The organism is Streptomyces sp. NPDC048057, assembly GCF_040653095.1.
Taxonomy (GTDB): domain Bacteria; phylum Actinomycetota; class Actinomycetes; order Streptomycetales; family Streptomycetaceae; genus Streptomyces.
In genome coordinates, this window is record NZ_JBEZNF010000001.1 from 349,685 (window position 1) to 375,046 (window position 25,362).

Here is a 25,362-nt window from a genome sequence, read left to right on the forward strand (position 1 = left end):
CGGCGCGGCCTTCGCGCGTGCAGCCGGTCGCTCAGTCGGACTTGATGACCACCGTCGAGCAGATCTTGTCGGCGAACGTCTGCTTCTTGTCGTCCCACAGGGGCCACAGGTAGCCCAGGTAGCAGGGCAGGCCGTCGATGATGTGGGCGAGGCGGCGGACGAAGGCCATGCCGAAGCCGACGAACTGGCCGTCGCTTTCGCGCAGCAGCTTGATGCCGAGGACCTTCTTGCCCGGGGACTGGCCGGTGGTGCCCTCGCGGTGGGCGATCCACAGGGAGGCGCCGATCATCCAGGCGAGCGTCACCAGGAGGGGGATGGGCGACATGCGCGTGGCGAGGCTGACCACCATGTACGGCGCGGCCGTTATCAGACCGTCGATCAGGAACGCGCCGACGCGCAGGCCCCAGTGCGCCAGCTCGGGCATCCCGCCGCCGTAGCCGGGCTGCTGGTAGGCGTCGTACGGCTGGACGGGCGGGGCCTGGGGATATCCGTACTGGCTCTGCTGGGGCTGGGGCGGCCCCTGCTGCGGATAGCCGTAACCCGGCTGCCCCTGGGGCTGCCCGTAGCCTCCGGGCTGCTGTCCGTAGCCCGGCTGCTGGGGCTGTCCGTACCCGCCCGGCTGCTGCCCCTGGGGCTGGCCGTAGGGGTTGTTCGGGTCGCCGAAGCTCATGGGGAGGTTCCTCCGTGGGAAGTGCGGGGACTCCGCGGTCCAGCGGGAGGACGGGAGAACAGGCTTCGCGGTGTTCCCCCCGTGTTTCGCCGCGGCGCTGTCCTGTTCCCCCACATCGTGCTGGCGTCGCGGACGCTTTGTCCAGTCGGCGCGTTCAGGTGTTGTGCAAGTGCAACCTGCGGTTTCAGGACTTTCCGACGCGCTCGACGAGGTCCGCGGGGAGCGGGTACGGGCGCTCGGCGGGCAACAGCGCCTCGGCTGCGGCCCGGTCGCCGGCGACCACGGCCGCGCGCACCTCGTGGGCGAGCGGCGTCACGTCCCGGACGGCGGTGATCCAGTCGTCCACGTAGTGCTCCACCGCCTCGCCCGACAGCCCGATCTGGATCGCGCGGTGCGGCAGCGGGTTCAGCCCGAGGTCGCGCTCGGGGTCCCACTGGACGCGGACCGGGCTGGACTTGAGGGCCGTGCGCCACTCCGCCTCGGTGGCGAAGCGCGTGCGGTCGTAGTGGCTGAGGCAGGCGCGGGACAGCGCCCACTCGAAGCCCGCGCGGGTGATGTCGAGGGCGAGGACCCGCTCCTGGTCGGGCTTGGTGCCCCAGCCGCAGCGGTACATCATCCACAGGAAGGACGGCTTGATCCAGGTCATCCGGGTGCGCTTGAACGGATCGACGAAGGTGCCGGCCTTCAGCGCGGGGGCCGCGATCCGCGTCGCGTACGCCTGGTAGACCGTGATGGTCTCCTCGGTGAAGACCGCACGGACCTGGTGCGAGGGGACGACCGCGGCGGCGTCGGGGACGGCGTCGGTCATGCGGACGTCTCCCCGGCCCACACCTGCGGCTTCGCCAGCGCCGGGTCCTCGACGGCGCGCGCCCCGCAGACGTACGTCAAAAAGCGCAGCTCCTCCCAGGAGAAGAACGGCTCGCCCCAGGTGTCCGCCCACAGCCGCACCCGGTCCCCGCCGTCCCGCGGCGCGGTCAGGTCCCAGAACGCCCAGCCCCGCGACTCCAGTTCGGGGTCGAAGCGCGACAGCCAGTCCTGGATCTCCCAGGGCCCGCTGCCGGTCCGCTCCACGTACCCGGCGAGGCCGTCGGCAGCGAACGGCTCGGTGCCCCCGCCGTCCCGGCACACGCCCACGAACCACGCCGGAAGGGTGTCGACCGACACCACTTCCTCGTCGAAGTCCTCCTGCACGGCGAGGTCGTACACCGCCGCCAGGACCTCGCGCAGCCGGTGCGCGTACGCCTCGGGCGAGCCCGCCACCGTCACTTCGACGTAAGAAAGCAAGGGCACATCGGGGTCGATTTCAGGCCGCTCGGAAACGCGTTCCCGCTCCTGCTCGACACCCTCGATTTCGTGCAGCATCTCCACTACTTTCAGTCATCAAAATCCTGAACGATCTTACCAGAGCCCGGAATGATGACCTTTCTCATTTTTTCGATGACTTCGTTCGGGAGGCCGTAGAGGTCCGTCCCCCTCGTCGGGTCGGAAATCTCCGGATAGGACTTCTTCAGTTCCTTCCATTCCGCCTTGGTGAAGCCCAGGTCCGACGGCTGCTCCTGGGGGACGGCGTCCCGTCGGACGTATTCCAAGAAGCTCTTCGGGACTTCGAAGGAGACGATCTGTCCCGGTTCGCCCTCACGGAATTCCGTGGTGTGCCGGATGTCGTCGCTCATGTTGACGTAGAGCGAGTTCTTTCCGCTGATCCGGACGTTGCCGTTGTCGTCGATGTGGATCCGGTGGCTGAGCGGATGACGCGTCTGCTTCCGGTACACCGTGATGGTGCATTCGTCCGGCGCCAGCCCCAGATGATCGGACCAGGTGAGCGGATTGTGCACGTACGTCGAAGGGTTGGGTGCCGGGAAGAGGCCCAACGGATCGGGGCTGAGATAGCGCGCCGTCTCCGGGTCGTAGGTCCGGAAGACGTTGTAGTGCAGCCCCGTTTCGGGGTCGAAGTACTGGCCCGGGAAACGCAGCGGCGTGTACGCGGTCGCATCGCGGTTCCACAGGGTCGTGCCCCAGAGCGTGGAGCGCTTGCGCCAGGAGATCTCGCCCTGTTCGTCGACGAGTTCGGTCGGGGTGCCGACCAGGTCCGTGACGATGGAGAAGAAGCGGCTGGCGATCTCCTCCCGGGAGGCCGAGAGGATGCGTTCCGTCTGGGCGACGGGGTGCAGCCCGCGGTGGTCCCACGTCAGCGTGACGGGGTGCTCCGCCCCCTCGTGCGCCGCGGTGGTCTGCTCGCAGAGGGTCGAGCCCTCCCAGGTGAAGGTGGTCTCCTCCACGACCTCCCCGCCCGGGGAGAGCCGCTGCTTGGCGGAGCGCCGGCCCAGCGGGTCGTACCGGTAGCGCCAGACCGCCCCGTCCGGGGTCACCGCGCCCACCAGCCGGTCGTCGGCGTCCCAGGTGTAGCGCCAGGTCTCCGGCTTGCGGGACAGCCGGGTCTTCTGCCGCAGCACCACCCGGCCCTGGGCGTCGTGCTCGTAGCGGAGCCCGCCGGCGTCGGTGAGCCGGCTGCCGGTGTACGAGCGCGGGCCGGTGGCCACGTCGGCGTCCGGGTGCGAGGCCGGCCACGACGCGGCGGTCTGGTTGCCCGCGGCGTCGTAGGCGTAACTCTCCGACCAGTTGTCCGCCTCGACCGCGGTGACGCGGGCGCCGGCGTCCAGGGTGTAGCTGCGCCGGCCGCCGATCGAGTCGTCCACGTCGGTGAGGTGGCCGTCGGCACGGTAGCCGTAGCCCCGGCGCTGCACGGTGGTGCCGTCCTGCCCGACCAGGTGCTGCTCGGTGAGCCGGCCCAGTTCGTCGAAGCCGTGCGTGAGGGTGAGGGACGAGCCGATCGTCCGTGTCAGCTCGCGGCCGGCGGCGTCGTGCTGGAAGGTGAGGGTGCGGCCCGAGGTGGTCAGCCGGGTGAGGTTGTTCGCCGCGTCGTGCGCCCACTCGCTGACGGCTCCGCTGGGCGTCGTGCGGCGCACGGGCCGGCCCCACTCGTCGTACGCGAAGCTCAGCGTGCGGCCGTCGACCGTCTCGGAGCGCAGCAGCCCGAGGGCGTCGCGGATCCGGTCGAGCGTCCCGTCAGGGCCGGTGGCCCGCGCCAGCTCGTCGAAGACGTCGTACGCGAACTCCGTCACCGCGCCGGCCGCGTCCTTGCGGACGAGCTGGCCGAGCGCGTTGTACGCGTAGTGGGTCGTCTCGTCGAGCGCGTTGGTGCGGGACGTCAACTGGCCGGCGGCGTCGTAGCCGTAGCGCAGGGTCCGGCCGTCGAAGTCCGTCTCGGACATCAGCCGGCCGACCGGGTCGTACGCGTACGTCCAGGTCAGCCCGCGCGGGTCGGTGACCTGGGTGAGCCGGAGTTCGGTGTCGTGGGCGAACTCGTAGCGGGCGCCGTCCGGGCCCGTCCGCGCGGACAGCCGGTCGAAGGCGCCGTACTCGTACGAGGACCGCCCGCCGGCGGGGTCCGTGCGGCCGAGCACGTTGCCCTCGCCGTCGTACGTCCACGTCTGCTCGCTGCCGTCGGGCTCCGCGCGGCGCAGCAGCCGGCCCTCGGTGCTCCACGTCAGCCGGGTGACCCGGCCGAGCGGGTCGGTGATCGCGACGGGGCGGCCGAAGGCGTCGTACGCGTACCCGGTGACGGCGCCCAGCGGATCGGTGGACTCGACGACGAGACCGGCGTCGTCGCAGCGCAGCGACGTCGTCCTGCCGAGGGGGTCGGTCGTCGACGCCAGGCGGCCCCGGCCGTCGTAGCCGAAGCGGGTCGTGAGGCCGGTGGGGCCGGTCACGGACGTGCGGTTGCCCCGGTCGTCGTACTCCTGGCGGACGGTCCTGCCGTCCGGCTGGGTCACGAGGACGGGCAGGCCGGCGCCGTCGTGCTCGACGGTCGTCGCGCGGCCGTCGGGGCGGGTCACCGAGGTGACGGAGCCGTCCGCGTCGTACGTGACGCCGATCGTGCGGCCCAGTGGGTCGGTGCTGCTCAGCAGCCGGTCGTAGCGGTCCCGCTCGAAGAGGCTCGTCGCGCCGTTCGCATCGGTCTCCGCCACGACCTGGAGCAGGTCGTTGAGGTGGAAGGCCGTGGTCGCGCCGGTGGAGTCGGTGTAGCGGGTGACGCGGGCGCCGGTTGTGGGGTCGGTCTCGTACGCGAAGGAGGAGGACAGGGTGCCGTCCGGGCCGACGGTCCGCACGACGCGCCCGGCCGGGTCGTACGCGTACTGGAACGTGGAGTCGTTGCGGTCGGTCCAGGACGTGATGCGCGCGTCGGCGTCGTAGGCGAACCGGAGCGGCAGGCCGGAGGAGTTGGTGACGGCGTCGAGGTTGCTGTCGCCGTCGTAGCCGTAGGTGAGGACGGTGACGGGGCCGTCGGGGGTGCGTAGCGACAGTTCGGTGACGCGGCCGTCGACCACGGTCGTGCGGACCTGGTAGCCGCCGTCGTGGACGACCCTGGTGGGGCTGCCGTCGGGGCGGCGCTGGAAGGTGACGCCGTTGCCGTTGCGGTCCTCGATCTCCCGCAGCCAGAAGGCGGAGGACTCGCCGTACGGGCTGCCGGTGAAGGTGCGGACGGTGCCCGTCGCCGCGTCGGTGACCAGGTACGACGTCTCCGCGTCCTGCTGCCCGCCATGCACCAGAGGTAGCCGCGGGCCCTCCAGGGGGAGCACGCCGTCCGGGTCGCCGGGGGCGGGCAGTCGCGGGTAGACGAGGACGGATCCGTCCTCGCGGGCCCAGATCGCGCCGCGGCCGGCGGCGTCGAGTTCGACGCGCTCGTCCAGGGTGGAGGCCCAACTGCGGCCGAACCAGTGCCCGTAGCGGTACCCCGACAGATGGGTGCGGCGCACCGCCAGCGACAGGACGCCGGGCAGCACCAGATCGGTCTGCGGCAGCGTCATCTCGCCGGTGGCGATGTCGATCGGGTCGTTCCGGCAGGTCTTCTTGTCGAGGGGGACGGAGTGGCGCCGGGGGTCGTTCTTGACGTCGTCCAGCGAGGCGGGTTGGGTGCGGACGTCGTCGGGGTGTTTGCGGGCGGGGGCGCCGGTTTCGGCGCGTTTGTTGGTGAGGTCGTCGGTGTCGCGTTTGCCGCTGCCGGTGATCTTCTTGAGGCGGTCGTCGACGTCCTTGTCGGTGTTCTTGTGGGTCTTGGAGCTCTGTCCGAGGGCGTCGGGGAGCTTCTTGCCCACGTGGTCGCCGAGGTGCTTGTGGCCCTTGATGAGTTTCTCGACGACGCCTTCGATGGTGCCGTCGAGGACGGCGGTGAGGGAGTCCTTGCCCTTGGCCCGTCCGTGGTGCCCCTTGGCCTTGTCGATCTTGCCTTTGGCGCGGCCGTCCATCGACACCTGGACGTTCGCCAGCCTGCTGCCGGTCGAGCCGTGCGCGTCGTGATCGATGCCCAGGGTGCCCCCGGAACCACCGCTGCCGCCGTTGCTGCCGGCGGAGTTGATCTGCGTGCTGCCGTCCGCGCCGGTCACGTCCATCGCGGTCTGGATCGCCAGATCGGTGACGATGTTCTCCAGCGCGGAGACGGCGGGCTGGGTGAGCGTGGCGGTGATCTCCGCGACCGCCGCCTCCGCCATCTCCTTGAGGATCTTCTTGAACGCGATCCGGGTGGCGACGATCTTCCCACCGGCGAGGAGGGTGGTGAGTCCCATGGTGAACGGGGCCGCCGCCAGGGCGATCCCGACCGTGGCACACAGGTCTGCCAACTCGGCGACCGCCGCGGCCTTGCGCGCGACGATGATGTCCGCGACCCGGTCGAGCGCCCCGGCGATGATGCGGGCCGCGCCCGCGAGGTCCTTGTTCTTTCCCTGGACCTTCTTCCAGTGCTTGTCGAGCGCCGTCAGGGACTCGCTCTGCCCGGTCGACAGCAGGCGTTGGATGTGTCCGTGGGCGGTGCCGGCGTCGTCGTCCGCGTCCGTCGCGAACTCCCGCAGGGCGTCCGCCATGTCGCGGTACGCGTCCTCGTCGACGTTCGGCCAGCCCACGCCCACGACGTCCAACATCGTGTCGACGCCCTCTGGAATCGTGTAACCCATCGTGCTCTCCCCCGTGCTGCTGAGTGCACCGCGACAACTGGAACTCAGGGTGCCGCGTGATCATGACATGGAAGGCCCGTTCCGGGAGGTTCGGCACCGAGAGTGAAGAGTGCGCCACGGCACGTGGGGAACCCGCAGGTCGCAGCCCTGTCGCCGGTTCGTCGCGCGGGCCGCGGGGGCGCAATTGGAACCAGGGCGGTGCCATCCGCGAGGATGGGGGTATGACTGCCCAGATTCTCGATGGCAAGGCCACCGCTGCCGCGATCAAGTCCGAACTGACCGCCCGCGTGGCGGCGCTCAAGGAGAAGGGCGTCGTCCCCGGGCTCGGCACGCTCCTCGTCGGCGACGACCCGGGCAGCCGTTGGTACGTCAACGGCAAGCACCGCGACTGCGCCCAGGTCGGCATCGCGTCCATCCAGCGCGAACTTCCCGACACCGCCACGCAGGAGGAGATCGAGGCGGTGGTCCGGGAGCTCAACGACAACCCCGAGTGCACCGGCTACATCGTCCAACTCCCGCTGCCCGACGGCATCGACGCCAACCGCGTCCTGGAGCTGATGGACCCCGCCAAGGACGCCGACGGACTGCACCCGATGAGCCTGGGCCGGCTGGTGCTGGGCGTGCCCGGCCCCCTGCCCTGCACCCCGTACGGCATCGTGCAGCTGCTGCGCCACCACGACGTGGAGATCAAGGGCGCGAACGTGGTCGTCGTCGGCCGCGGGATCACCATCGGGCGCCCGATGCCGCTGGTCCTCACCCGCAAGTCGGAGAACGCGACCGTGACGCAGTGCCACACGGGCACCCGCGACCTCTCCGCGCACCTGCGGCAGGCCGACATCATCGTGGCCGCGGCCGGCGTGCCGCACCTGATCAAGCCGGAGGACGTCAAGCCGGGCGCCGCGGTGCTGGACGTCGGCGTCAGCCGGGACGAGAAGGGCAAGATCGTCGGCGATGTGCACCCCGGGGTCGTCGAGGTGGCCGGCTGGGTCGCCCCGAACCCCGGCGGCGTTGGCCCGATGACCCGCGCCCAGCTCCTGGTGAACGTCGTCGAGGCGGCGGAGCGCGCGGCGGAAGCGGCAGCGGAGGGCTGAGTTGGCCATGGGCGTACGGACGAATGGCGACCGGGAGACCGGTCGGGCGGCGGAAGGGCCGCTGTCGGCGGGCCGCGCCGACGGCGTGCCCGACGAGGACGCGGCGGTTCCCCCCGAGCAGGAGGGCGCGGAGGGCGCCGCGGAAGACGGCGCGGGCGACGAGTCCAGTGCGGGCGACGAGTCCGGCGCGGGTGACGAGTCCGGCACGGGCGCTGGGAAGGGCTTCACCCGTCGGCCGCCGAAGATGACGACCGACACCGCCCGCCCGGAGGGCGGCGGCCGGGCCGCACCGGGCGACGCGCCCGCCCCCGCCCGGCAGTGGCCGCTGCTGACCGTGACGGGCCTGGTCGCGCTCGGCCTGGTGATCGTGGGCACGGACCCGTTCTCCGGGGCGTTCCGGCTCGGCACGCTGATCGTCGGCGCCGCGCTGATCACGGCCGCCGTGATGCGGCGGGTCCTGCCGTCCGTCGGCATGCTCGCCGTACGGTCGCGGTTCACGGACATGATCACGTACGGGCTGCTGGGTACGGTCATCTGCTTGCTGGCGGCGATGGCGCAGCCGAACCCCTGGCTGGACATACCGTTCCTGGAGGACGTGGTCCACTTCCTGGTCGGCCGCGAGACGAGGTGACGGCGGTTCCCGAGGCGCCCGTTCCCCCCTGGGGGCGGGCGCCTTCCGCATGTCCGGGCGGCGTTCGGGTGCTGGAAACGACCCAGGGGGACGGCTGGGACGCCCGCCTCGGACGGGGTGATTCCGGTGCCGTGCGCCGGGCGGTCCCCTGGTGGGAGACTGGACCGTCGGGGGGGAACACAGGGGGTAGGACATGCCGCAGTGGAAGGCGCTGCCGGACGGGCTCGACCCGGACTTCCGGGAGCTCACCGAGCACCTGCGCCGACTCGTCGACCACAGCGGTCTGGACCTCGCCGGACTCGCCGCGGAGACCGGCTTCGACCCGACGTCCTGGGAGCGCTACCTCGATGCGCGCCTCGTACCACCGCACAGCGCGGTCACCGCGCTGGCCCGGCTGACCGGCACGGGCGAGCAGGGCCTGACCGCGGTGCGCGAGCGCGCGGCGCAGGCGTCGCGGCGGGCGGAGGCGGGGCGGGACCGGGCGACGGAGCAGCTGCGGGTCGCCAAGGTGAAGGAAGGGCTGGCGAAGCGTGAGGGCGAACGCCCGGTGGAGCCCGGGCCCCCGGCGGAACCCGCGCGCTGGAACGCCGTCCTGCGCGACGGCGGCGGCCCGGCGACCCCGCCGCCGGCAACCGGCCGCGACCTCGGCGCCAAGCGCAGGATCGTGATGTTCCTGACCGGCGTCGCCGGTGCGCTCGCGGTGATCGTGGCGGCGGTCTTCCTCACGGACCTGGGCGGTACGACGGGCGGCGACGGTGACGGCGACCGCGCCGTGCCCGTCGCGAAGGCGCCGCTGCCCTCGCTCACCGCGAGCAGTTCCCCCTCCACCGCCGCCAACACCGACGGCGCCCGGCCCGCGGGCGTGAAGTGCACCGGTGACGACTGCACGGGTCGCAATCCGGAGGCCATGGGGTGCGGCGGCCGGTTCGCCCGGACCGTGTCGCAGGCGACCGTGGGGGAGGCCAGCATCGAGGTCCGCTACAGCGAGGTGTGCCGGGCGGCCTGGGCCCGCATCGCCGATGCGACCTCCGGGGACTCCGTACGGATCAGCGTCGGCGGCAAGGGTGCCCAGAAGGGCACCGTGACCAGCGGGACCGACGCGTACACGCCCATGACGGCGACGGAGAAGGGGACGGACGCGAAGGGCTGCGCCACGCTGGCGACGGGCACCACGGCCTGCACGGTCGTCACGCCGTGAGGAACGCAACGAGGGGCCGGAGGGGCGCGGTCGTGCGGGTCGGATAGCCTGACGGCTGGATGTCTCTTCACATCAAGATTCGTGAGAACTCCGTGAGAAGCGGAAGCGTGCGGACGGATGCGGATGGATGCGGAGAGGGATCCGACCCAGGGGCACGGACCCCCATCCGCCAGCTGTCTTACGGAGATCGCCATGACCCGCACCCCCGTGAACGTCACCGTGACCGGCGCGGCCGGCCAGATCGGTTACGCGCTGCTGTTCCGCATCGCCTCCGGCCACCTGCTCGGCCCCGACGTGCCGGTCAAGCTGCGCCTTCTTGAGATCACCCCCGCCCTCGGCGCCGCCCAGGGCACCGCCATGGAGCTGGACGACTGCGCGTTCCCGCTGCTGCGCGGCATCGACATCACCGACGACCCGAACGTCGCCTTCGACGGCGCGAACGTCGCCCTGCTCGTCGGCGCCCGCCCGCGCACCAAGGGCATGGAGCGCGGTGACCTGCTGGAGGCCAACGGCGGCATCTTCAAGCCCCAGGGCAAGGCGATCAACGACCACGCGGCGGACGACATCAAGGTGCTCGTCGTCGGCAACCCGGCGAACACGAACGCGCTGATCGCCCAGGCCGCGGCGCCGGACGTACCGGCCGACCGCTTCACGGCGATGACCCGCCTCGACCACAACCGCGCGATCTCCCAGCTCGCGGCGAAGACGGGTGCGGCCGTCTCCGACATCAAGCGCCTGACGATCTGGGGCAACCACTCCGCCACGCAGTACCCCGACGTCTTCCACGCGGAGATCGCGGGCAAGAACGCGGCGGAGGTCATCGACGACCAGGCGTGGCTCGCGGACACCTTCATCCCGACCGTCGCCAAGCGCGGCGCGGCCATCATCGAGGCCCGTGGCGCCTCCTCGGCGGCGTCGGCGGCGAACGCGGCGATCGACCACGTCCACACCTGGGTGAACGGCACCGCGGACGGCGACTGGACCTCCATGGGCATCCCGTCCGACGGCTCGTACGGCGTCCCGGAGGGCCTGATCTCCTCCTTCCCCGTCACGACGAAGGACGGCCGGTACGAGATCGTCCAGGGCCTGGACATCAACGAGTTCTCGCGCGCCCGCATCGACGCGTCGGTGCAGGAGCTGGCGGAGGAGCGCGAGGCGGTCCGCGCGCTCGGCCTCATCTGATCCAGCCGTAGCGGATTCCTTTTCACGGACCCCGGGTACCGCCATCGCGAATGGCGTCGTACTCGGGGTCCGTGAATTCGTAGCTGTGCCCACCGGGATGCCCGGCAAAGAGCACGCACGCTTCATGGGCGCCACCGGGAGCCCCGTTGTCCGCGGGGCAGTCACGGAGGAGCGTGACGGCGGAGGGATCTCTTCCGGTTTTCCACTGCGCCCAGACTTCGTTTTCCTCACTGTCGTCGAGTTCACGCACGAGGTCGAAATGCGGCCCTTTTTCATGCGATTCCAGCGCGCACCTCAGCCGGGTCACGATCTGGATGGGATGGGCCGGGGGATCGGGCCACATGTCCTGGGTGAGGACGACCAGTTGGAGGGGGAGGGTCGCGAGGTCGGCGCAGATGCGGCGGGGTGGTGTGCGGGGTGTGGGGGGTACGGGGTTCATGTCACCGCGCTCCGGCGGCGGGCGGTGGCGTGAGCGACACGGGCGTGAGGTCGTCGGGTGACGCGTCCCATTCCCGTCCGCCGTCCAGCGGTCTGAGTTGCACGAGTCGGCACATCTGGTCCATGACCCGCCCGACCTTTTGCGTGGCGGCGTCGAAGACCACGTCACCCGTTCTCGGTCGCGCATTCAGTGCGGTCAATTCGAACGCGCAGGCGGGGGTTGTGCTGTTTTCTGGCATGCCTGATAGCCGCGCCTCTCCTCGTAAATCGTCCGGGGCGGAATGGTTCGTTCTGCCTCACAAGGCTGGACTTCCGTGCATAACCTCGCCAGGAGGTCGGTGTTGACGACCGAGGTCGTAAACACCGTGGATCCACGGAGGGCGAAGCTATGGCCAAGGACATGGACACCCCGTCGATGGCGGAGCTGTACGGCGGCCGGTTACGGCGACTGCGGCAGGGGCGCGGTTGGACCCAGCGGGAGTTGGGGGCGATGATCCCGGTGGAACATTCGCGGATCGCGCAGATCGAGCGGGCAACGGGCGCGAAGCCGACGTTGCAGTTGTCGCGGGCGTTTGACCGCATCTTCGATACGGACCGGCTCTTCGAGGAGTTGTGGCCGTACGTCCACGCGGAGGCGTACCCGAACTGGTCGCGGGCGTACTTGCGGGCACAGGCGCGAGCCCTGGAGGTCCGGGCGTACACGGCCCACTCGGTGCACGGCCTGCTCCAGACCCAGGAATACGCCCGCGCGATGCTGAGCGTCGGACGAACTCTCAAAACGCCGGAGCAACTTGAAGAGCGAGTTGCGGCCCGACTGGCGCGACAGGAACGCGTGTTCGCGCAGCACGGACCGCATCTCTGGGTCGTCTTGGACGAAGCGGTGTTGCACAGGCCGATCGGGGGCCAGGACGTCATGAGAACCCAACTGGCGGCCCTGCTTGCAGCGGCCGAACGACCGAACATCACGCTCCAGGTGCTCCCTTACAGCGAGGGCGCGCACGAGGCGATGGGCGGCTCACTCGATGTTCTGGACATGCCGGACGGCACGGTCCTCGCGTATCGGGAGGGCTCAGACTTCGGCTGGTTGGTCGAAGAGCCTGAAGAGGTCAAGTACTACTCACTTTTGTACGATCGGCTCAGGGCTCAGGCCCTACCCCCATTCATGTCGCTCGACATGATCCGGTCGTACATGGAGGACAGCAGTGCGCGTGTCCCAGCTCAACCTCAGCGACGCCGCCTGGCGCAAGTCCAGCTACAGCAACCAGGAGGGTGGGAACTGCGTCGAAATCGTGGACGGACTCCCCGTCGTCCCGGTCCGGGACAGCAAGCTTGAGGACGGCCCGGTCCTGCTCCTGACGCACACGGCCTTCGCCGACCTGGTCGAGTACGCCAGGCGCACGGACGCGTAGTCGTCCACCGAACTCCGCGCCCCGCCGCCCCGTTGTCCTCGGGCGCGGCGGGGCTTTCGGTTGGGCAGGCTGCGCGACCTACGAGTTCTGCACCGCGGCGAACAGGCGTTGCGTGACCTGCTTGGTGAACCGCGGCCCGACGAGGTACCGGTGGCAGTCCGCCGCGGGCGCCTCGCAGGCCCGGCCGGCCTCGGTCATGTGCCAGCTGCCGCTGTTGACGCCGACGACGGCGCCCTTCCCCGTCGAGTTGTTGAAGTCCGCGACCCGGGGCCCGCCGCTGGAGCCGCCGCCCATGTCGCAACGGACACCCCACCGGTCCTCGGGCTTCGGCACTTCGCCCCAGCCCATGGTCTCCTTGGCCGTGCCCCAGCAGTGCGCCAGCCGCTTGCCCGTGAACTCCGGCCGTCCCTGGTTCGCTTCCTTGTAGGCGGAGGCGCGGGGGTAGCCGAACTGTTGGACCGGGAGGTTGCCCGGCTTGTCGTACCCGAGCCGCTGGGTGGACCCGGCGGCGTCGGCGGCGCGCTCGCCGGCCGCGTTGCGCCCGAGCGCGAGGAACGCCTGGTCGTATGGGGAGTTCTCGCCGCTCTTGACCCACTCGGGGTGCACGGACGCGAGCCGCACCGCGAAGGTGCCGTGCGGGGCCTTGGCGTCGCGGTAGCCGGGGACGAAGAGCTGGTTCGTGTTCCACCGGGCGTCGTCACCAAGGAGGTTGTGCCCGAGGGTGCAGTGCCCGGCGGTCACCACGGTGCTCCGGTTGGCGGCGGTCACCAAGGTGGCCGTACAACTGGAGTCCTCGCCGTCGCGGTCGGTGTAGAAGAGCCGTCCCACGGACTTGGAGAGCGCGGCGGACCCCTGCCAGGCGGCTCCGTCGGGCCCGCCGGCGGGCGGCCGGTTCGACGGCGGGTCGGAGAGGACGGCCGCCATCCGCGCGGGCGTCCAGTAGTCCCGTACCGCCTTCTCGTCGGCGGCGGTCGGGGCGACGGGGTGCACGACGGCCGACGCGGATTCCGTTGCGCTGCTCGGGGCCGTCGGAGCGGCCACGGCGGCGGGCGCGGAGAGCAAGGCGACGGCGGCCACGGCGGCGAGGGCCCCGCCGCGTCGGGCGGGGGAGGGGCGACGGTCGGAGTGGTCGGGCATGGATCCTCTTTCTCTGGCGCGTCCGGCTCTTCCTGCTCTTCCGGCTCGAAGAAGCCTGGCGCGACGATGTGAGGATCCGGTCAGGGAGATCTTTCTGTCGTGTGGTCCCCGGCAGCGCCGGAAGGGGCCAGCCCGTTCATGTCGCTCAACGCAGTTCCACTGGGCAGGCGTACGACGGTCGGAGTCGATGGGGCGAGCAGGCGACCAGGGTCACGGACAGGAAGCGCTGTCCGGTCAGCCACCAGCCGCCGACGACATCCGCGCCGTCCGCGACCTGCTCGGCGATCGCCGGGATCCGGTCATCGATCGTGAACGGGTCCGGCTGCGTGGCGAACGTTGCAGCGTGCGGGCGTACTTGGGCAGCGAACCACTCCGCGGCCTCGCGGGGCCCGTCGTAGGTACCCCGTACGAGCGAGGCGGGTTTCAGGAGCCAGTGCGCCACCTCCAGGGGCGGTAGGGGGTTCGTGGCGAAGGTGGGGTGTACGGCTCGGCGCGGGCCGTCCTGGTGGAGGTCGAAACCGCTGCCGAGCCAGGTGTAGCCGTGGTGGTGTCGTTGCAAGGCGCTGTCCTTGAGCCGTGCGGGTCAGCGACGACCGCAGCCGTCGCCGTCCCCGCAGCCGCCGCTCTCGTTGCCGCCCTTGCCGTCGTCGTCCTCGGGGTCGACAAACGTGATCCAGGTGTTCGCTGCTGCGTGATCGCGCATGGCATCCTCCAGCGCACTTCGTGGTGCGGAGCACTTGTCCGCGTAGATCTCGAAGCTATGGAGGTGAATGAGGTGAAATCCATGCGATTGCTCGGGATTGTTAGATGCCGCCGCCTGATGTGCTCAGTTGCTCAGGAGCCTTGGATGCAGCCCCGGGCGCGGATGATCAGCCGATGCGCCTGGCTCCCGTAGACGGCGCAGTCGGCGAACCATTCCCATGCCCGCTCGTAGGTGCGGATGCTCTCCTCGTCGTCGAGCCAGAGTTCGGTGCCGGTCGTCTCGACGATCACGAGGCGGCGGTCGTAGATGCAGAAGCCGTGCGTCGGCGCACGGCGCAGCTCGGCGCCGAGAGGAAGAATTCCGAGAGAGACGGTGTCGAGGCCGATCAGGCTCGTCAGCCGGTCGAGTTGTGCGGCCATGACCGACTTCGAGCAGGTGAGGACGTGCAAGGCACCTTCCCACACGAGGAAGTGGAACCTCTTGCCCGGTTCGTACAGCGCCTGTTGCCTCCGTAGCCGCGCGCGAACGGCCTCTTCTGCGTCCTTGGTCGTGCCGCGGAACTCCGAGTTCACGGTGAAGACGTTCCGGGCGTAGTCGGCCGTCTGGAGCAACCCCGGCACGCGCGCGACCTCCAGCGATCGCGTGAAGTCGGTGCTGTTGGTGACCTGAATGCCCAGTTCCTGGCGAGCGCGATGTCCCCCCGCGAGCTGGCGCCGCCACGATCGGTAGCGGGTTTCGAGGCTGGCGACCTGGCGCACCAGATCGTCCGCCAGGTCCGGCCGCCCCACCGCCACCGCCCAAGCCCGTAGGTCGACCGGAGACGGTGTCTGCTTCCCGTTCTCCAGCCGGCTGACTTTGGAGCGCTGCCAGCCCAGGCATTCGGCGATCCGTTTGCCGTCGTGCCCGGCCTCGATGCGCAGCTCACGAAGTCGCGCACCGAGGGCGGTCCTGGCTCGCTGGAAGTCAGTACTCACACGGTGGAACGTACCCGTTCACGGTACTCGTGGGTGCGGATCGCGTAGTGCCAGGCGGCATCTCGGGCCTGACACGCTGCGAGTACGTCGGGGGCGTCTTCGATGACCTCGACACCGAGGGTTGTGCCCTCAGCGTCGAAGTGGAACTTCATCATCACGCGCGAGTCGAACAGCCAGAAGTCGAACTCTGGCAATCCCAGACGTATCGCCTCCGCGCGTGCGAGGTTCCGCATGTCCTCTCCGGCCGCCACATTGCCCGGAGCGGTGTCCAGCAGGTACCGCTGGCCGTCCGTCGGCGGATCGTCGACGATGCGTACCCGCTCGAAGCGCTTGCCGAGTGCGGTCTGGGCCCGCACATTGAGGTGCCAACGGTTGTCGGGTTCGTGGTCGATGCCCGCACCGCTCAGCCACCGCTGCCACTTCTCGCTCCGGCGGTCGGTTGCGTAGCCCCGTCGGGTCTCCAGCCGCCAGGCGGTGTGCTCGAACTCCTCGAAGAGGTGGGATGCCTCAGCGAAGGGCGTCACCTTGCTCATGTCACTCCTTGGGCGCGAACTGGGTCAGCAGCGCCCGGGGTACGACCACGAAGGTCTCCGAGTCCTTCACGTCGCGCAGTTGTGCGAGGTGGTTCGCGTCGAGGAGTCGGTCTCCTTGGACGACGATGTCCCCGGTCTCGATCACCTCGTACAGCGTCGGGCAGTCCCCCTCTTCGGAGGTCGTGCCGAGAAACTTGAGGGTCATGGCCTCTCCTTCCGTTTTGTGGATCACCAGAATGTGGCAGATCGCACACGCTCGGTGCTCGGTTGCGGCAGATTGCTCCTGCCGCGACTGTTGCGCGGTTCGATTGCTCGGCCGAGAAGGGAAGACATCCTCCATGACGACGGATCAGCGGAACGATGACTGGGACGAACTGCTCCAGCAGGGGACGGGACCCACTCAGGAAGCCTTCCTCGACCTGGTGCGGCAGACCCGCAACTCTCGTCACTACTGCGACAACCTCGTGTGGGGCATGCTCCAGACGCCCGATTACGCCCGTGCTGTGCTCCGTCTCGTGGTCGACGTCCATCAGATCCCGGACGACGTCGAAGAGGGTGTCGCCGCGCGGACGGCGCGGGCGCAGTACCTGGGGCTGGCAGGGCGGGAGTATCACGTACTGCTCGGTGAGCAGGCACTGCGCACGAACATGGGCGGCGTCAACGTCATGCGTGCGCAGCTACGGCGGATCCTGGAGGCCATGGACACTCCGGGACTGACACTCGGGGTCATTCCGGCGCGGGCGCCCATGGCCGCCTATCCGTCGAACTCGTTCACCATTCTGGACGGGGCACGGGTGGAGATCGAGCCGTACTCGGCGAGCGCCAGTATCACCGAACCATCTGAAGTCGCCCTCTATGAACGGGTGTTCAAGATGTTGCAGAAGTCGACTCGTTACGGGGTGGATGCTCGCGAGTTGATCGAGGCAGAGCTCACGGCTCTGGGCTGAGGGGCACGCCCGACCCTGTGACACCTCCTCCGGCGGGCTTGCCGCCCTGCGCCCGGCACACCACCGGGCTCATGAGAGTGCTCTCACAACCGCCCAAGCGCCCGCCCGCCGCGAGTAGCGTCCCCGTTCGAGGTGACCACGAGGCAGGGCGGGAGGAACACGGCCGGTGCGCCGGAGGCATGTCCGGACGCGTGTATTGGCCACATGGGAATCACGCCGAAAGGTCCAGACCTATTGACTGGCTGGTCTAGTCCTTTTAATGTCTCGTTCACCTCTGCGGATCCGACCCCCGGGACCTGACTGTCCAGGGGTCAACGCGCCCACCCCCCATAGAAGTTGTGCGTGGCCAGAACACCCTGCGTCCCTGGCGGGCGCGGGCCCCCCACCAGGAGGATCCGAAAGTGCTGTCCCCCAGACGAACGAGGGCGACGCTGTTCGCCGCCGGCGCCGCCGCCATCGGTGCGCTGCTGGCGACGACGCTCTCGTCAGGCGTGTCCCAGGCCGCCTCGCAAGAGCAGTGCCGGCCCGAAGGGCTGTACACGACGCCCGGCGTCGACGTGCCGTACTGCTCGGTGTACGACACCGAGGGCCGCGAGAAGATGGGCGCGGACCACCAGCGCCGCATCATCGGCTACTTCGCCAACTGGCGCACCGGCAAGGACGGCCGTCCGGCCTACCTCGCCAACAACATCCCGTGGGACAAGATCACCCACATCAACTACGCCTTCGCGGGCATCGACTCGGCCAACAAGATCACCATCGGTGCCGACGGGCCGGACAACGCGAACACCGGGATGACCTGGCCGGGCGTCGCCGGGGCCGAGATGGACCCGGCCCTGCCGTACAAGGGCCACTTCAACCTGCTGACGAAGTTCAAGAAGGCCCACCCGAACGTCAAGACGCTGATCTCGGTCGGCGGTTGGACGGACAGCGGCGGCTTCTACAAGACGACGACGAACGCCGACGGCTCCGTCAACCAGGCCGGCATCAACACCTTCGCCGACTCCTCCGTCGAGTTCATCCGCAAGTACGGCTTCAACGGCGTCGACATCGACTACGAGTACCCGACGTCGATGAAGGACGCGGGCAACCCGGCCGACTGGCCGGAGGCCAACGCACGCCGCGCCGGGCTCAACAAGAGCTACAACGTGCTGATGAAGACCCTGCGCGAGAAGCTCGACCGGGCCAGCGCCGCCGACGGCAAGCACTACCTGCTGACCGTCGCCGCGCCGTCCTCCGGGTACCTGCTGCGCGGCATGGAGACGTTCCAGACCACGAAGTACCTGGACTACCTCAACATCATGTCGTACGACCTGCACGGCACCTGGAACGAGCACGTCGGGCCGAACGCCGCGCTGTACGACGACGGCAAGGACTCCGAGCTGGCGGGTGCGGGCGTCTACACGACCGCGCAGTACGGCGGCATCGGCTACCTGAACACCGACTGGGCGGCCCACTACTTCCGCGCCTCGATGCCGGCCGGCCGCATCAACATCGGCGTGCCGACGTACACCCGCGGCTGGAAGAACGTCCAGGGCGGCACCGACGGACTGTGGGGCAAGGCGTCCGCGACGACCTGCCCGCCCGGCTCCGGACTGACCAAGTGCGGTGACGGCGCCGTCGGCATCGACAACGTCTGGCACGACAAGGACACCAACGGCAAGGAGTCCCCGGCGGGCTTCAACCCGATGTGGCACGCGAAGAACCTGGAGAAGGGTGTCGTCCCCGACTACCTGCCCAAGTTCGGCCTGCCCGCGGACACCAAGCTGACCGGCAAGTACGTGCGCAAGTACGACTCCACGATGGTTGCCCCGTGGCTGTGGAACGCGGAGAAGAAGGTCTTCATCTCCACCGAGGACGAGCAGTCCATGGGCGCCAAGGCCGACTACGTGGTCAACAAGGGCCTCGGCGGCACCATGATCTGGGAGCTGGCGGGCGACTACGACTACAACGCCGCCAAGGGCCAGTACGAGCCCGGCTCCTCGCTGGTCTCGCTGATGTACGACAAGTACAAGGCGGCTGCGCCGTACGGGGTGAAGAAGTCCAACGCGACCCTGCCCACCGACGCGATCAACGTCGACGTCGAGTTCGGACAGTTCCCGCTGGGTGACTCGAACTACCCGATCAGCCCCAAGCTGAAGATCACCAACAACACCAAGGCGACCCTGCCGGGCGGCACGGAGTTCCAGTTCGACTACGGGACCTCCGCGCCGGCCAACGCCAAGGACCAGTCCGGCTTCGGCACACAGATCATCAAGAGCGACCACACCGGCAACAACGTGGGCGGTCTGAAGGGTGACTTCCACCGGGTCTCGCTGAAGCTCCCGGCGTGGCAGTCGGTGGCGCCGGGCGCCTCCGTCGAGCTGGACTTCGTCTACTACCTGCCGACCTCGACGCCGTCCAACTGGACCGTCACCTTCGGCGGCAAGACGTACGCCATCGCGGCCGACCTGGCGCGCGGCACCAAGCTCGTCGAGCCGGGCGACGGCTCGGCCACCAACGGCGGCGCCAACGGTGGGGCCAATGGCGGCGCGAACGGCGGCGCCAATGGTGGGGCCAATGGCGGTGCGAACGGTGGAGCGAACGGCGGCGCCAACGGTGGTACCTGCACCGCGGCCCCGTGGAGCGCGACCAGCGAGTACGGCGCCGGCGCGACCGTCTCCCACAAGGGCAAGGCGTGGAAGTCGAAGTGGTGGACGAAGGGCGAGGAGCCCGGGACCACCGGCGAGTGGGGCGTCTGGCAGGACCAGGGTCCCTGCTGAGGCCGATCGACGGACACACCGGTGCCACCCGCTCACACCGGGTGGCACCGGACACCGGGTGGCACCGGGCATCTGAACCGGATGTCTGAACCGGACAACTGAAGAGAACGGCTCTCCCTGACAGCCCGGCGGCGCAGTCCCTGACCCTGCGCCGCCGGGTTCTTCCATGCCGGACGGCACGGGGGAGGGCTACGGAGCGGCCTTCAGGGACACGTCGGCGTGCACCAGGTCGTGGTCCGAGTTCGGGGTGAGCTGCACGCCCTGCTTCGCGGGGGAGGCACCGCGCAGGAAGACGTAGTCGAACTTGAGCCGCCAGTCGGTGGTCGGCGTGCAGTTGCCGCTGGACGAAGGGCGGCACCCCGGGTCCGCGTCCGCCGCCACCTTCCACATGCCCTTGAGTTCGGCGGACCCCGGCACGGCGTTGAAGTCGCCGAGCACGATCGCGCGGTCGTGCCGGGCGACCTCCGCCGCCAGCACGCGGACCTGGCCCGCCCGGACCGACTCCTGGCGCCGCTGGGCGAGGTGCGTGTTGAAGACCCGTACGGGCTGACCGTCCACCGCGGTGGTGACCGCCATGTACCCGCGGTCCTCGGAGCCGCCGTCGGGGTACTCCACGCTCACGCGGTCCGTCATCGGCGCCGCCGAGAGGATCGCCTGGCCGAAGGCGCCCTGGTTCCACGGCGTGCCGCCGCAGCGGCCCCGGTTGCGCAGCACCGACCCGTACTCGACGTGGTACTCCAGCCCGTGCCGGCGCTTCAGGTACTCCCGGACCCGCTCCACGTCCCGGACGCACGCCTCCTGCATGCCGATGACCTGGGGCGCGAGCGCGGCGATGTCCGCGGCCCGGCCGATGTTGCCCTCGTCGCACGGATTGCAGATGTTCCAGGTCACGACCCGGTTCGGCACGACGTCCCGCACGTCTTCGGCGGGCAGCGGCGCAGTGGAGCGGGCACCGACCGGCTCACCGGGGCCGATGAGAACGATGCAGGTCACGACCGCGGCCCCCGCGAGCAACCACGTGCCCCTTCCGAACACCCGCTCCTCCTCACCACGACAACGACAGCACGACACGAGGTTATGGGGTCGAGGTCACGGCGGGGCGTCGTACGTCGGGAGCAGCCCCGCCACCGCGGCCCGCTGCGCCTGCTGCCGGAAGGCGCGCGGCGCGATCCCGTACGCGGTCCTGAAGGCCCGGCTGAAGACCTCCGCGTTGCTGAAGCCGCGGTGTGCAGCGATGGCGTGGATCGGCTGGTGCCGCAGCGCCGGGCGCGCCAGGTCGGCGCGGCACCGCTCCAGCCGGCGGCGCCGGATCGAGGCCGCCACGCCCTCTCCGCGCGGCTCGAACAGCGCGTACAGCGAACGCAGGGAGATCCCGTGGTGCGCGGCGACCGTCCGGGGCGAGAGGTCCACGTCCCCGAGGCTGCCGTCGATGAACGCGTCGATGCGCTCCCGCAGCACCTCCGCCCGGGTGCGGGCCGGCAGCGCGTCGACGGCGTCGAGGTGCTGGGCCAGGTACGCGGTGGCCAACTCGACCGCCATCCCGCCCAGGCGCTGCAACTCCGGGCCGGTGCAGGCGTCGGCCTCCTCGGCGAGGGTGGAGACGAAGCGGGTCAGGACCGCGCCCATGCCCCGGCGGGCGTCCAGCGGGGTGGCGATCAGCCCGTCCAACCCGTCCTGCGGCAGCACCAGGGTCTGCCGCGGGATGTTCAGAATGAGCACCTCGGCGCCGCGGTGCCGAGGCCCCGTGCCGGCGACCAGCGGGTGGGACGAGTCGAAGAGGACCGCCTCACCGGCCCCGAACTCAGCTTCGTTGCGCCGCTGGGTCACCCACATCGAGCCCTTCTGCATCAGCGCGAGGCAGTAGTAGCCGGGGTCGCTGCGCCGGATCAGTGTGGGTGTGCGCCACGACCGGAGCGTGGTGTGGGAGAACCAGGAGGCCGTCAACCCGCCCAAGTGCAGGGTGTCGGCCCGGGCCCGGAAGGTCGCGGCGTCCTCGATCGCGAGGCGGGTGGGGGCGACGGTGCTGGCGATGACGTCGTGCCACCTGTCGCCCCGGTCGGCGACGGGCATGCTGTCCGTGGAGATCCGCGACCACATCCGGAACGCCCCCTGCGCTTCGAACCCTTGAGCCCTTGGGGCCCGGGTCGTGACCCGGGTCCCGACCCGTGTCGAGACTGCATCGAGCCCGTTGATCGTAAACCGGGCGGGGCGGATGTTCGAGGAATCACCGGATGCGGCCTGCCGGGCTGGACTGCACGAAGTGACGGGCAATCGTGCGTACCGCGACAAGTCGACCCGGCGGGACGGCCATAGGTTTGGACCATCGAACACGCGTCGGTACGAAGGGGGAACGAACGATGGACGCATTCGAAACGCAGGAGCCTGAGCCGGATCGCCCGTGGGAACCGCAGTCGACACGGGATTCGGTACGGGATTCGGTACGGGGCACGGCACGGGATTCGGCGCGGGCGAGGTGACGACCGGACCCGTCCCGGGACCGCACCCGACCCCGGGACCGCACCCGACCCCGGGACCGCCGTGCTTCCCCGACCCCGGCTGGGGCCGAGGAAGCCGTACGGGGAGATAGAAGTCCAGCGGACGTAAGACAGGCCCTAGGACGTCAGGACCGCGCGCAGTTGGTCCAGGCCCCAGTCCAGGTCCTCCTTGCTGATCACCAGCGGCGGGGCGATGCGGATCGTCGAGCCGTGGGTGTCCTTGACCAGGACGCCCCGGGCCATCAGCTTCTCGGAAATCGCGCGGCCGGTGCCGTGCGCGGGCGAGATGTCGACGCCCGCCCACAGCCCGCGCCCGCGCACCGCCTCCACCGCGCCGCCGCCGGCCAAGAGGCCCAGCTCGCGGTGGAGGTGCTCGCCCAGCTCCGTGGCGCGCTGCTGGTACTCGCCGGTGCGCAGCATCGCGATCACCTCCAGGGCCACCGCGCACGCCAGCGGATTGCCGCCGAAGGTCGACCCGTGCTCGCCGGGCCGGTACACCCCGAGGACCTCGCTCGACGACACCACCGCGGACACCGGCACCACGCCGCCGCCGAGCGCCTTGCCCAGCACGTACACATCGGGCACCACGCCCTCGTGCTCGCACGCGAACGTCTTGCCCGTACGCCCGAGGCCCGACTGGATCTCGTCCGCGACGAAGAGCACGTTCCGCTCGCGGGTGAGCCGCCGCACGCCCGGGAGGTACCCCGGCGGCGGCACCAGCACACCCGCCTCGCCCTGGATCGGCTCCAGCAGCACCGCGACCGTGTTCTCCGTGAGCGCCGCCTCCATCGCGGTCAGGTCGCCATACGGCACGATCTCGAACCCGGGGGTGTACGGGCCGAAGTCCGCGCGCGCCTCCGGATCCGTGGAGAAGCTGATCACGGTGGTGGTGCGGCCGTGGAAGTTGTTCGCCGCGACGACGATCTTCGCCATGTTGTCCGGGACGCCCTTCACCCGGTAGCCCCATTTGCGCGCGGTCTTCACGGCGGTCTCCACCGCCTCCGCGCCCGTGTTCATCGGCAGCACCATCTCCATGCCGCACAGCTCGGCGAGCCGGGTGCAGAAGTCCGCGAACCGGTCGTGGTGGAAGGCGCGCGAGGTGAGCGTGACCCGCTCCAGCTGCGCCTGCGCCGCGTCCAGGAGGCGGCGGTTGCCGTGGCCGAAGTTGAGCGCCGAGTAGCCGGCGAGCATGTCGAGGTAGCGGCGCCCCTCGACGTCGGTCATCCACGCGCCCTCGGCGGTGGCGACGACGATCGGCAGCGGGTGGTAGTTGTGCGCGCTGTGCGCCTCGGCGGCGGCGATGGCGCTCTCCGATGCAGTCACGGGATCTCCGTTTCGCTGGTGCCTGACGTCCGGGACGGGATCGCCGCCCCTGTTTCTATCGTCGCTCGCATGGTGGACGAAGAAACCTTCGTACCCGACGCGCGTATTAGGTCATGTCGTGTGGATCTTGCTGGGTGAGGGGGAGGGGTCTGGTGTCGTGGATCGCAAGGCGGAGGATGGGGGGGGCTCCCCACGGCTACGCGTGGGGGCGCCCCCACCCGGGCCGCCAGGCCCAGGGGGAGAGTCGACGCGGTGGGGGTACCACCGTGCCCGCAGGGCACAGGGGGCCGTCGGTGACCGACGAGAACGCGGCGTGGGGGTACCTCCCGGGCCGAAGGCCCAGGGGGAGCGGTGCCAGGGCACGCGAGCCCGGCAAGATCCACACGACATGACCTAAGGTGAAGATGCGCGCGGCGACTGGCGTACGGGGAGGTCACCCCGAGGGAGCCGGGCGCGCAGGAGCCACGAGGTGCCGCCCGCCTGGGTACCCCGGACCACTCGTGAGCCCGGAGGACGCCATGACTCTCCCCCTGCCCCACCCCGCATTGAACGCCGTGGACCCGGAACTCGCCGCACTCGTCGGCGAGGAGGAACTGCTCCAGGCCAGCACGCTGCGGATGATCCCCAGCGAGAACTACGTGTCCCGGGCCGTGCTGGAGGCGTCCGGCACGGTCTTGCAGAACAAGTACAGCGAGGGCTACGCCGGCCGTCGCTACTACGAGGGCCAGCAGGTCATCGACCAGGTCGAACGGCTGGCGGTGGCCCGCGCCAAGGCCCTCTTCGGCGTGGAGCACGCGAACGTCCAGCCGTACTCCGGCTCCCCGGCGAACCTCGCGGTGTACCTCGCCTTCGCCGAGCCCGGCGACACCGTCATGGGCATGGCCCTGCCGATGGGCGGGCACCTCACCCACGGCTGGGGCGTCTCGGCCACCGGCAAGTGGTTCCGCGGCGTCCAGTACGGAGTGCGCCACGACACCGGCCTCATCGACTTCGACGAGGTGCGCGACCTCGCGCTCAAGGAGCGGCCGAAGCTCATCTTCTGCGGCGGCACCGCCCTGCCGCGGACCATCGACTTCGCCGCGTTCGCGGAGATCGCGCGGGAGGCGGGCGCGGTGCTCGTCGCGGACGTCGCCCACATCGCGGGTCTGATCGCGGGCGGCGCGCACCCCTCGCCGGTGCCGCACGCCGACGTGATCTCCACGACCACGCACAAGACCCTGCGCGGCCCGCGCGGCGCGATGCTGATGTCCCGAGAGGAGTACGCGAAGCCGATCGACAAGGCGGTCTTCCCCGGATTGCAGGGCGGGCCGCACAACCAGACCACGGCCGGCATCGCGGTCGCGCTCCACGAGGCGGCGCAGCCCGCCTTCCGCGACTACGCCCACGCGGTCGTCGCGAACGCCCGCGCCCTGGCCGACGCGCTGCTGGAGCGCGGTTTCGACCTGGTGTCGGGCGGCACCGACAACCACCTGATCCTGATCGACCTGACCAGCAAGGACGTCCCCGGCAAGATCGCGGCGAAGGCCCTGGACCGGGCGGGCATCGTGGTGAACTACAACACCGTCCCGTACGACCCGCGCAAGCCCTTCGACCCGTCCGGCGTGCGCATCGGAACGCCGTCCCTGACCTCGCGCGGCCTGGGCGTGGAGCACATGGGGCAGGTGGCGGAGTGGATCGACCAGGGGGTGGCCGCGGGGCGCTCGGGCGACGAGGCGTCGCTGTCGCGCATCCGCGATGAGGTCGCGGCGCTCATGTCCACCCACCCGGCCCCCGGCCTCCCGGCCTGACCCGCCCCCTGACCCCTTGCCGCGGCGAGCGTCGTCCCCTCGCGGGAGCGTCGCCGTCCGCGGTCCGTCCATGA

The 25,362-nt window shown here is 70.2% G+C and carries 22 protein-coding genes; 9 read left to right on the plus strand and 13 right to left on the minus strand.

Features of this window, described 5'->3' with window-relative positions; translation table 11 throughout:
- Positions 1-31: 31 nt before the first annotated feature.
- From AB0E05_RS01655 to AB0E05_RS01670, 4 genes are all read right to left on the minus strand, one after another.
- Entirely contained in the window at positions 32-670 is a 639-nt protein-coding gene (locus AB0E05_RS01655) for an RDD family protein (RefSeq protein ID WP_361956949.1), read from the minus strand.
- 184 nt (positions 671-854) lie between these two features.
- Positions 855-1,478 (minus strand): DUF4291 domain-containing protein, encoded by a 624-nt coding sequence (locus AB0E05_RS01660; protein WP_361956952.1) that lies wholly within the window; start codon positions 1,476-1,478, stop codon positions 855-857.
- Positions 1,475-2,032 (minus strand): hypothetical protein, encoded by a 558-nt coding sequence (locus AB0E05_RS01665; RefSeq protein WP_361956955.1) that lies wholly within the window; start codon positions 2,030-2,032, stop codon positions 1,475-1,477. Before AB0E05_RS01665 ends, AB0E05_RS01660 begins: the two co-directional genes overlap by 4 nt.
- 11 nt (positions 2,033-2,043) lie before the next feature.
- Positions 2,044-6,678: an RHS repeat-associated core domain-containing protein gene (locus tag AB0E05_RS01670; RefSeq protein WP_361956958.1), complete on the minus strand. Its 4,635-nt coding sequence runs from the start codon at positions 6,676-6,678 to the stop codon at positions 2,044-2,046.
- Positions 6,679-6,899: 221 nt separating this feature from the next.
- Between AB0E05_RS01670 and AB0E05_RS01675 the strand changes: the two genes are divergently transcribed.
- The 4 genes from AB0E05_RS01675 (at position 6,900) to AB0E05_RS01690 (ending at position 10,780) form a co-directional block, all read left to right on the plus strand.
- Positions 6,900-7,769 carry a bifunctional methylenetetrahydrofolate dehydrogenase/methenyltetrahydrofolate cyclohydrolase gene (locus tag AB0E05_RS01675; protein WP_361956961.1) on the plus strand — a complete coding sequence of 290 codons (870 nt, stop codon included), beginning with the start codon at positions 6,900-6,902 and terminating at the stop codon, positions 7,767-7,769.
- A 7-nt stretch (positions 7,770-7,776) separates the two neighbouring features.
- The gene (locus AB0E05_RS01680; protein WP_361956964.1) at positions 7,777-8,400 is read left to right on the plus strand and encodes a DUF3017 domain-containing protein; all 624 of its coding nucleotides are present in this window, start codon (positions 7,777-7,779) and stop codon (positions 8,398-8,400) included.
- A 193-nt stretch (positions 8,401-8,593) separates the two neighbouring features.
- Positions 8,594-9,598: a DUF2690 domain-containing protein gene (locus AB0E05_RS01685; protein WP_361956967.1), complete on the plus strand. Its 1,005-nt coding sequence runs from the start codon at positions 8,594-8,596 to the stop codon at positions 9,596-9,598.
- A gap of 192 nt (positions 9,599-9,790) precedes the next feature.
- A complete protein-coding gene (locus tag AB0E05_RS01690; protein WP_361956970.1) occupies positions 9,791-10,780 on the plus strand; it encodes a malate dehydrogenase in 990 nt (329 codons plus the stop codon).
- Positions 10,781-10,802: 22 nt separating this feature from the next.
- On the opposite strand, the gene AB0E05_RS01695 is transcribed toward AB0E05_RS01690, so the two are convergent.
- Positions 10,803-11,219, minus strand: a complete 417-nt coding sequence (locus AB0E05_RS01695) for a hypothetical protein (protein WP_361956973.1) — start codon at positions 11,217-11,219, stop codon at positions 10,803-10,805.
- Positions 11,220-11,606: 387 nt separating this feature from the next.
- Here AB0E05_RS01695 and AB0E05_RS01700 point away from each other — a divergent pair, with 387 nt between their 5' ends.
- On the plus strand, positions 11,607-12,551 hold the full coding sequence (locus AB0E05_RS01700; RefSeq protein WP_361956976.1) for a DUF5753 domain-containing protein: 945 nt from the start codon (positions 11,607-11,609) through the stop codon (positions 12,549-12,551).
- The gene (locus AB0E05_RS01705; RefSeq protein ID WP_361956979.1) at positions 12,508-12,627 is read left to right on the plus strand and encodes a DUF397 domain-containing protein; all 120 of its coding nucleotides are present in this window, start codon (positions 12,508-12,510) and stop codon (positions 12,625-12,627) included. The genes AB0E05_RS01700 and AB0E05_RS01705 overlap by 44 nt, the downstream gene beginning before the upstream one ends.
- A 78-nt stretch (positions 12,628-12,705) precedes the next feature.
- On the opposite strand, the gene AB0E05_RS01710 is transcribed toward AB0E05_RS01705, so the two are convergent.
- The 5 genes from AB0E05_RS01710 to AB0E05_RS01730 all read right to left on the minus strand — a co-directional run bounded on the left by AB0E05_RS01710 (position 12,706) and on the right by AB0E05_RS01730 (position 16,179).
- Positions 12,706-13,764 carry a peptidase gene (locus AB0E05_RS01710; RefSeq protein WP_361956982.1) on the minus strand — a complete coding sequence of 353 codons (1,059 nt, stop codon included), beginning with the start codon at positions 13,762-13,764 and terminating at the stop codon, positions 12,706-12,708.
- A 145-nt stretch (positions 13,765-13,909) separates the two neighbouring features.
- Positions 13,910-14,323 carry a hypothetical protein gene (locus AB0E05_RS01715; RefSeq protein WP_361956985.1) on the minus strand — a complete coding sequence of 138 codons (414 nt, stop codon included), beginning with the start codon at positions 14,321-14,323 and terminating at the stop codon, positions 13,910-13,912.
- Positions 14,324-14,598: 275 nt separating this feature from the next.
- Positions 14,599-15,441, minus strand: a complete 843-nt coding sequence (locus tag AB0E05_RS01720; RefSeq protein ID WP_361956988.1) for a helix-turn-helix transcriptional regulator — start codon at positions 15,439-15,441, stop codon at positions 14,599-14,601.
- Positions 15,438-15,974: a DUF6879 family protein gene (locus AB0E05_RS01725; RefSeq protein WP_361956991.1), complete on the minus strand. Its 537-nt coding sequence runs from the start codon at positions 15,972-15,974 to the stop codon at positions 15,438-15,440. The genes AB0E05_RS01720 and AB0E05_RS01725 overlap by 4 nt, the downstream gene beginning before the upstream one ends.
- 1 nt (position 15,975) lies before the next feature.
- The gene (locus tag AB0E05_RS01730) at positions 15,976-16,179 is read right to left on the minus strand and encodes a hypothetical protein (protein WP_361956994.1); all 204 of its coding nucleotides are present in this window, start codon (positions 16,177-16,179) and stop codon (positions 15,976-15,978) included.
- 133 nt (positions 16,180-16,312) lie between these two features.
- Here AB0E05_RS01730 and AB0E05_RS01735 point away from each other — a divergent pair, with 133 nt between their 5' ends.
- Both AB0E05_RS01735 and AB0E05_RS01740 read left to right on the plus strand, forming a co-directional pair.
- Complete coding sequence (locus AB0E05_RS01735; protein WP_361956997.1) at positions 16,313-16,921, plus strand: DUF5753 domain-containing protein; 609 nt, start codon at positions 16,313-16,315, stop codon at positions 16,919-16,921.
- A 401-nt stretch (positions 16,922-17,322) separates the two neighbouring features.
- The gene (locus AB0E05_RS01740) at positions 17,323-19,683 is read left to right on the plus strand and encodes a glycosyl hydrolase family 18 protein (RefSeq protein WP_361957000.1); all 2,361 of its coding nucleotides are present in this window, start codon (positions 17,323-17,325) and stop codon (positions 19,681-19,683) included.
- Between the two features lie 189 nt (positions 19,684-19,872).
- Here the strand turns inward: AB0E05_RS01740 and AB0E05_RS01745 are convergent, their stop codons facing one another.
- The 3 genes from AB0E05_RS01745 to rocD all read right to left on the minus strand — a co-directional run bounded on the left by AB0E05_RS01745 (position 19,873) and on the right by rocD (position 23,501).
- Entirely contained in the window at positions 19,873-20,718 is an 846-nt protein-coding gene (locus AB0E05_RS01745; RefSeq protein WP_361957003.1) for an endonuclease/exonuclease/phosphatase family protein, read from the minus strand.
- Positions 20,719-20,772: 54 nt separating this feature from the next.
- The gene (locus AB0E05_RS01750; protein WP_361957006.1) at positions 20,773-21,780 is read right to left on the minus strand and encodes a helix-turn-helix domain-containing protein; all 1,008 of its coding nucleotides are present in this window, start codon (positions 21,778-21,780) and stop codon (positions 20,773-20,775) included.
- 515 nt (positions 21,781-22,295) lie between these two features.
- The gene (gene rocD / locus AB0E05_RS01755) at positions 22,296-23,501 is read right to left on the minus strand and encodes an ornithine--oxo-acid transaminase (protein WP_361957009.1); all 1,206 of its coding nucleotides are present in this window, start codon (positions 23,499-23,501) and stop codon (positions 22,296-22,298) included.
- Between the two features lie 518 nt (positions 23,502-24,019).
- Between rocD and glyA the strand changes: the two genes are divergently transcribed.
- Positions 24,020-25,288 (plus strand): serine hydroxymethyltransferase, encoded by a 1,269-nt coding sequence (gene glyA / locus AB0E05_RS01760; RefSeq protein WP_361957012.1) that lies wholly within the window; start codon positions 24,020-24,022, stop codon positions 25,286-25,288.
- Positions 25,289-25,362 lie beyond the last annotated feature (74 nt).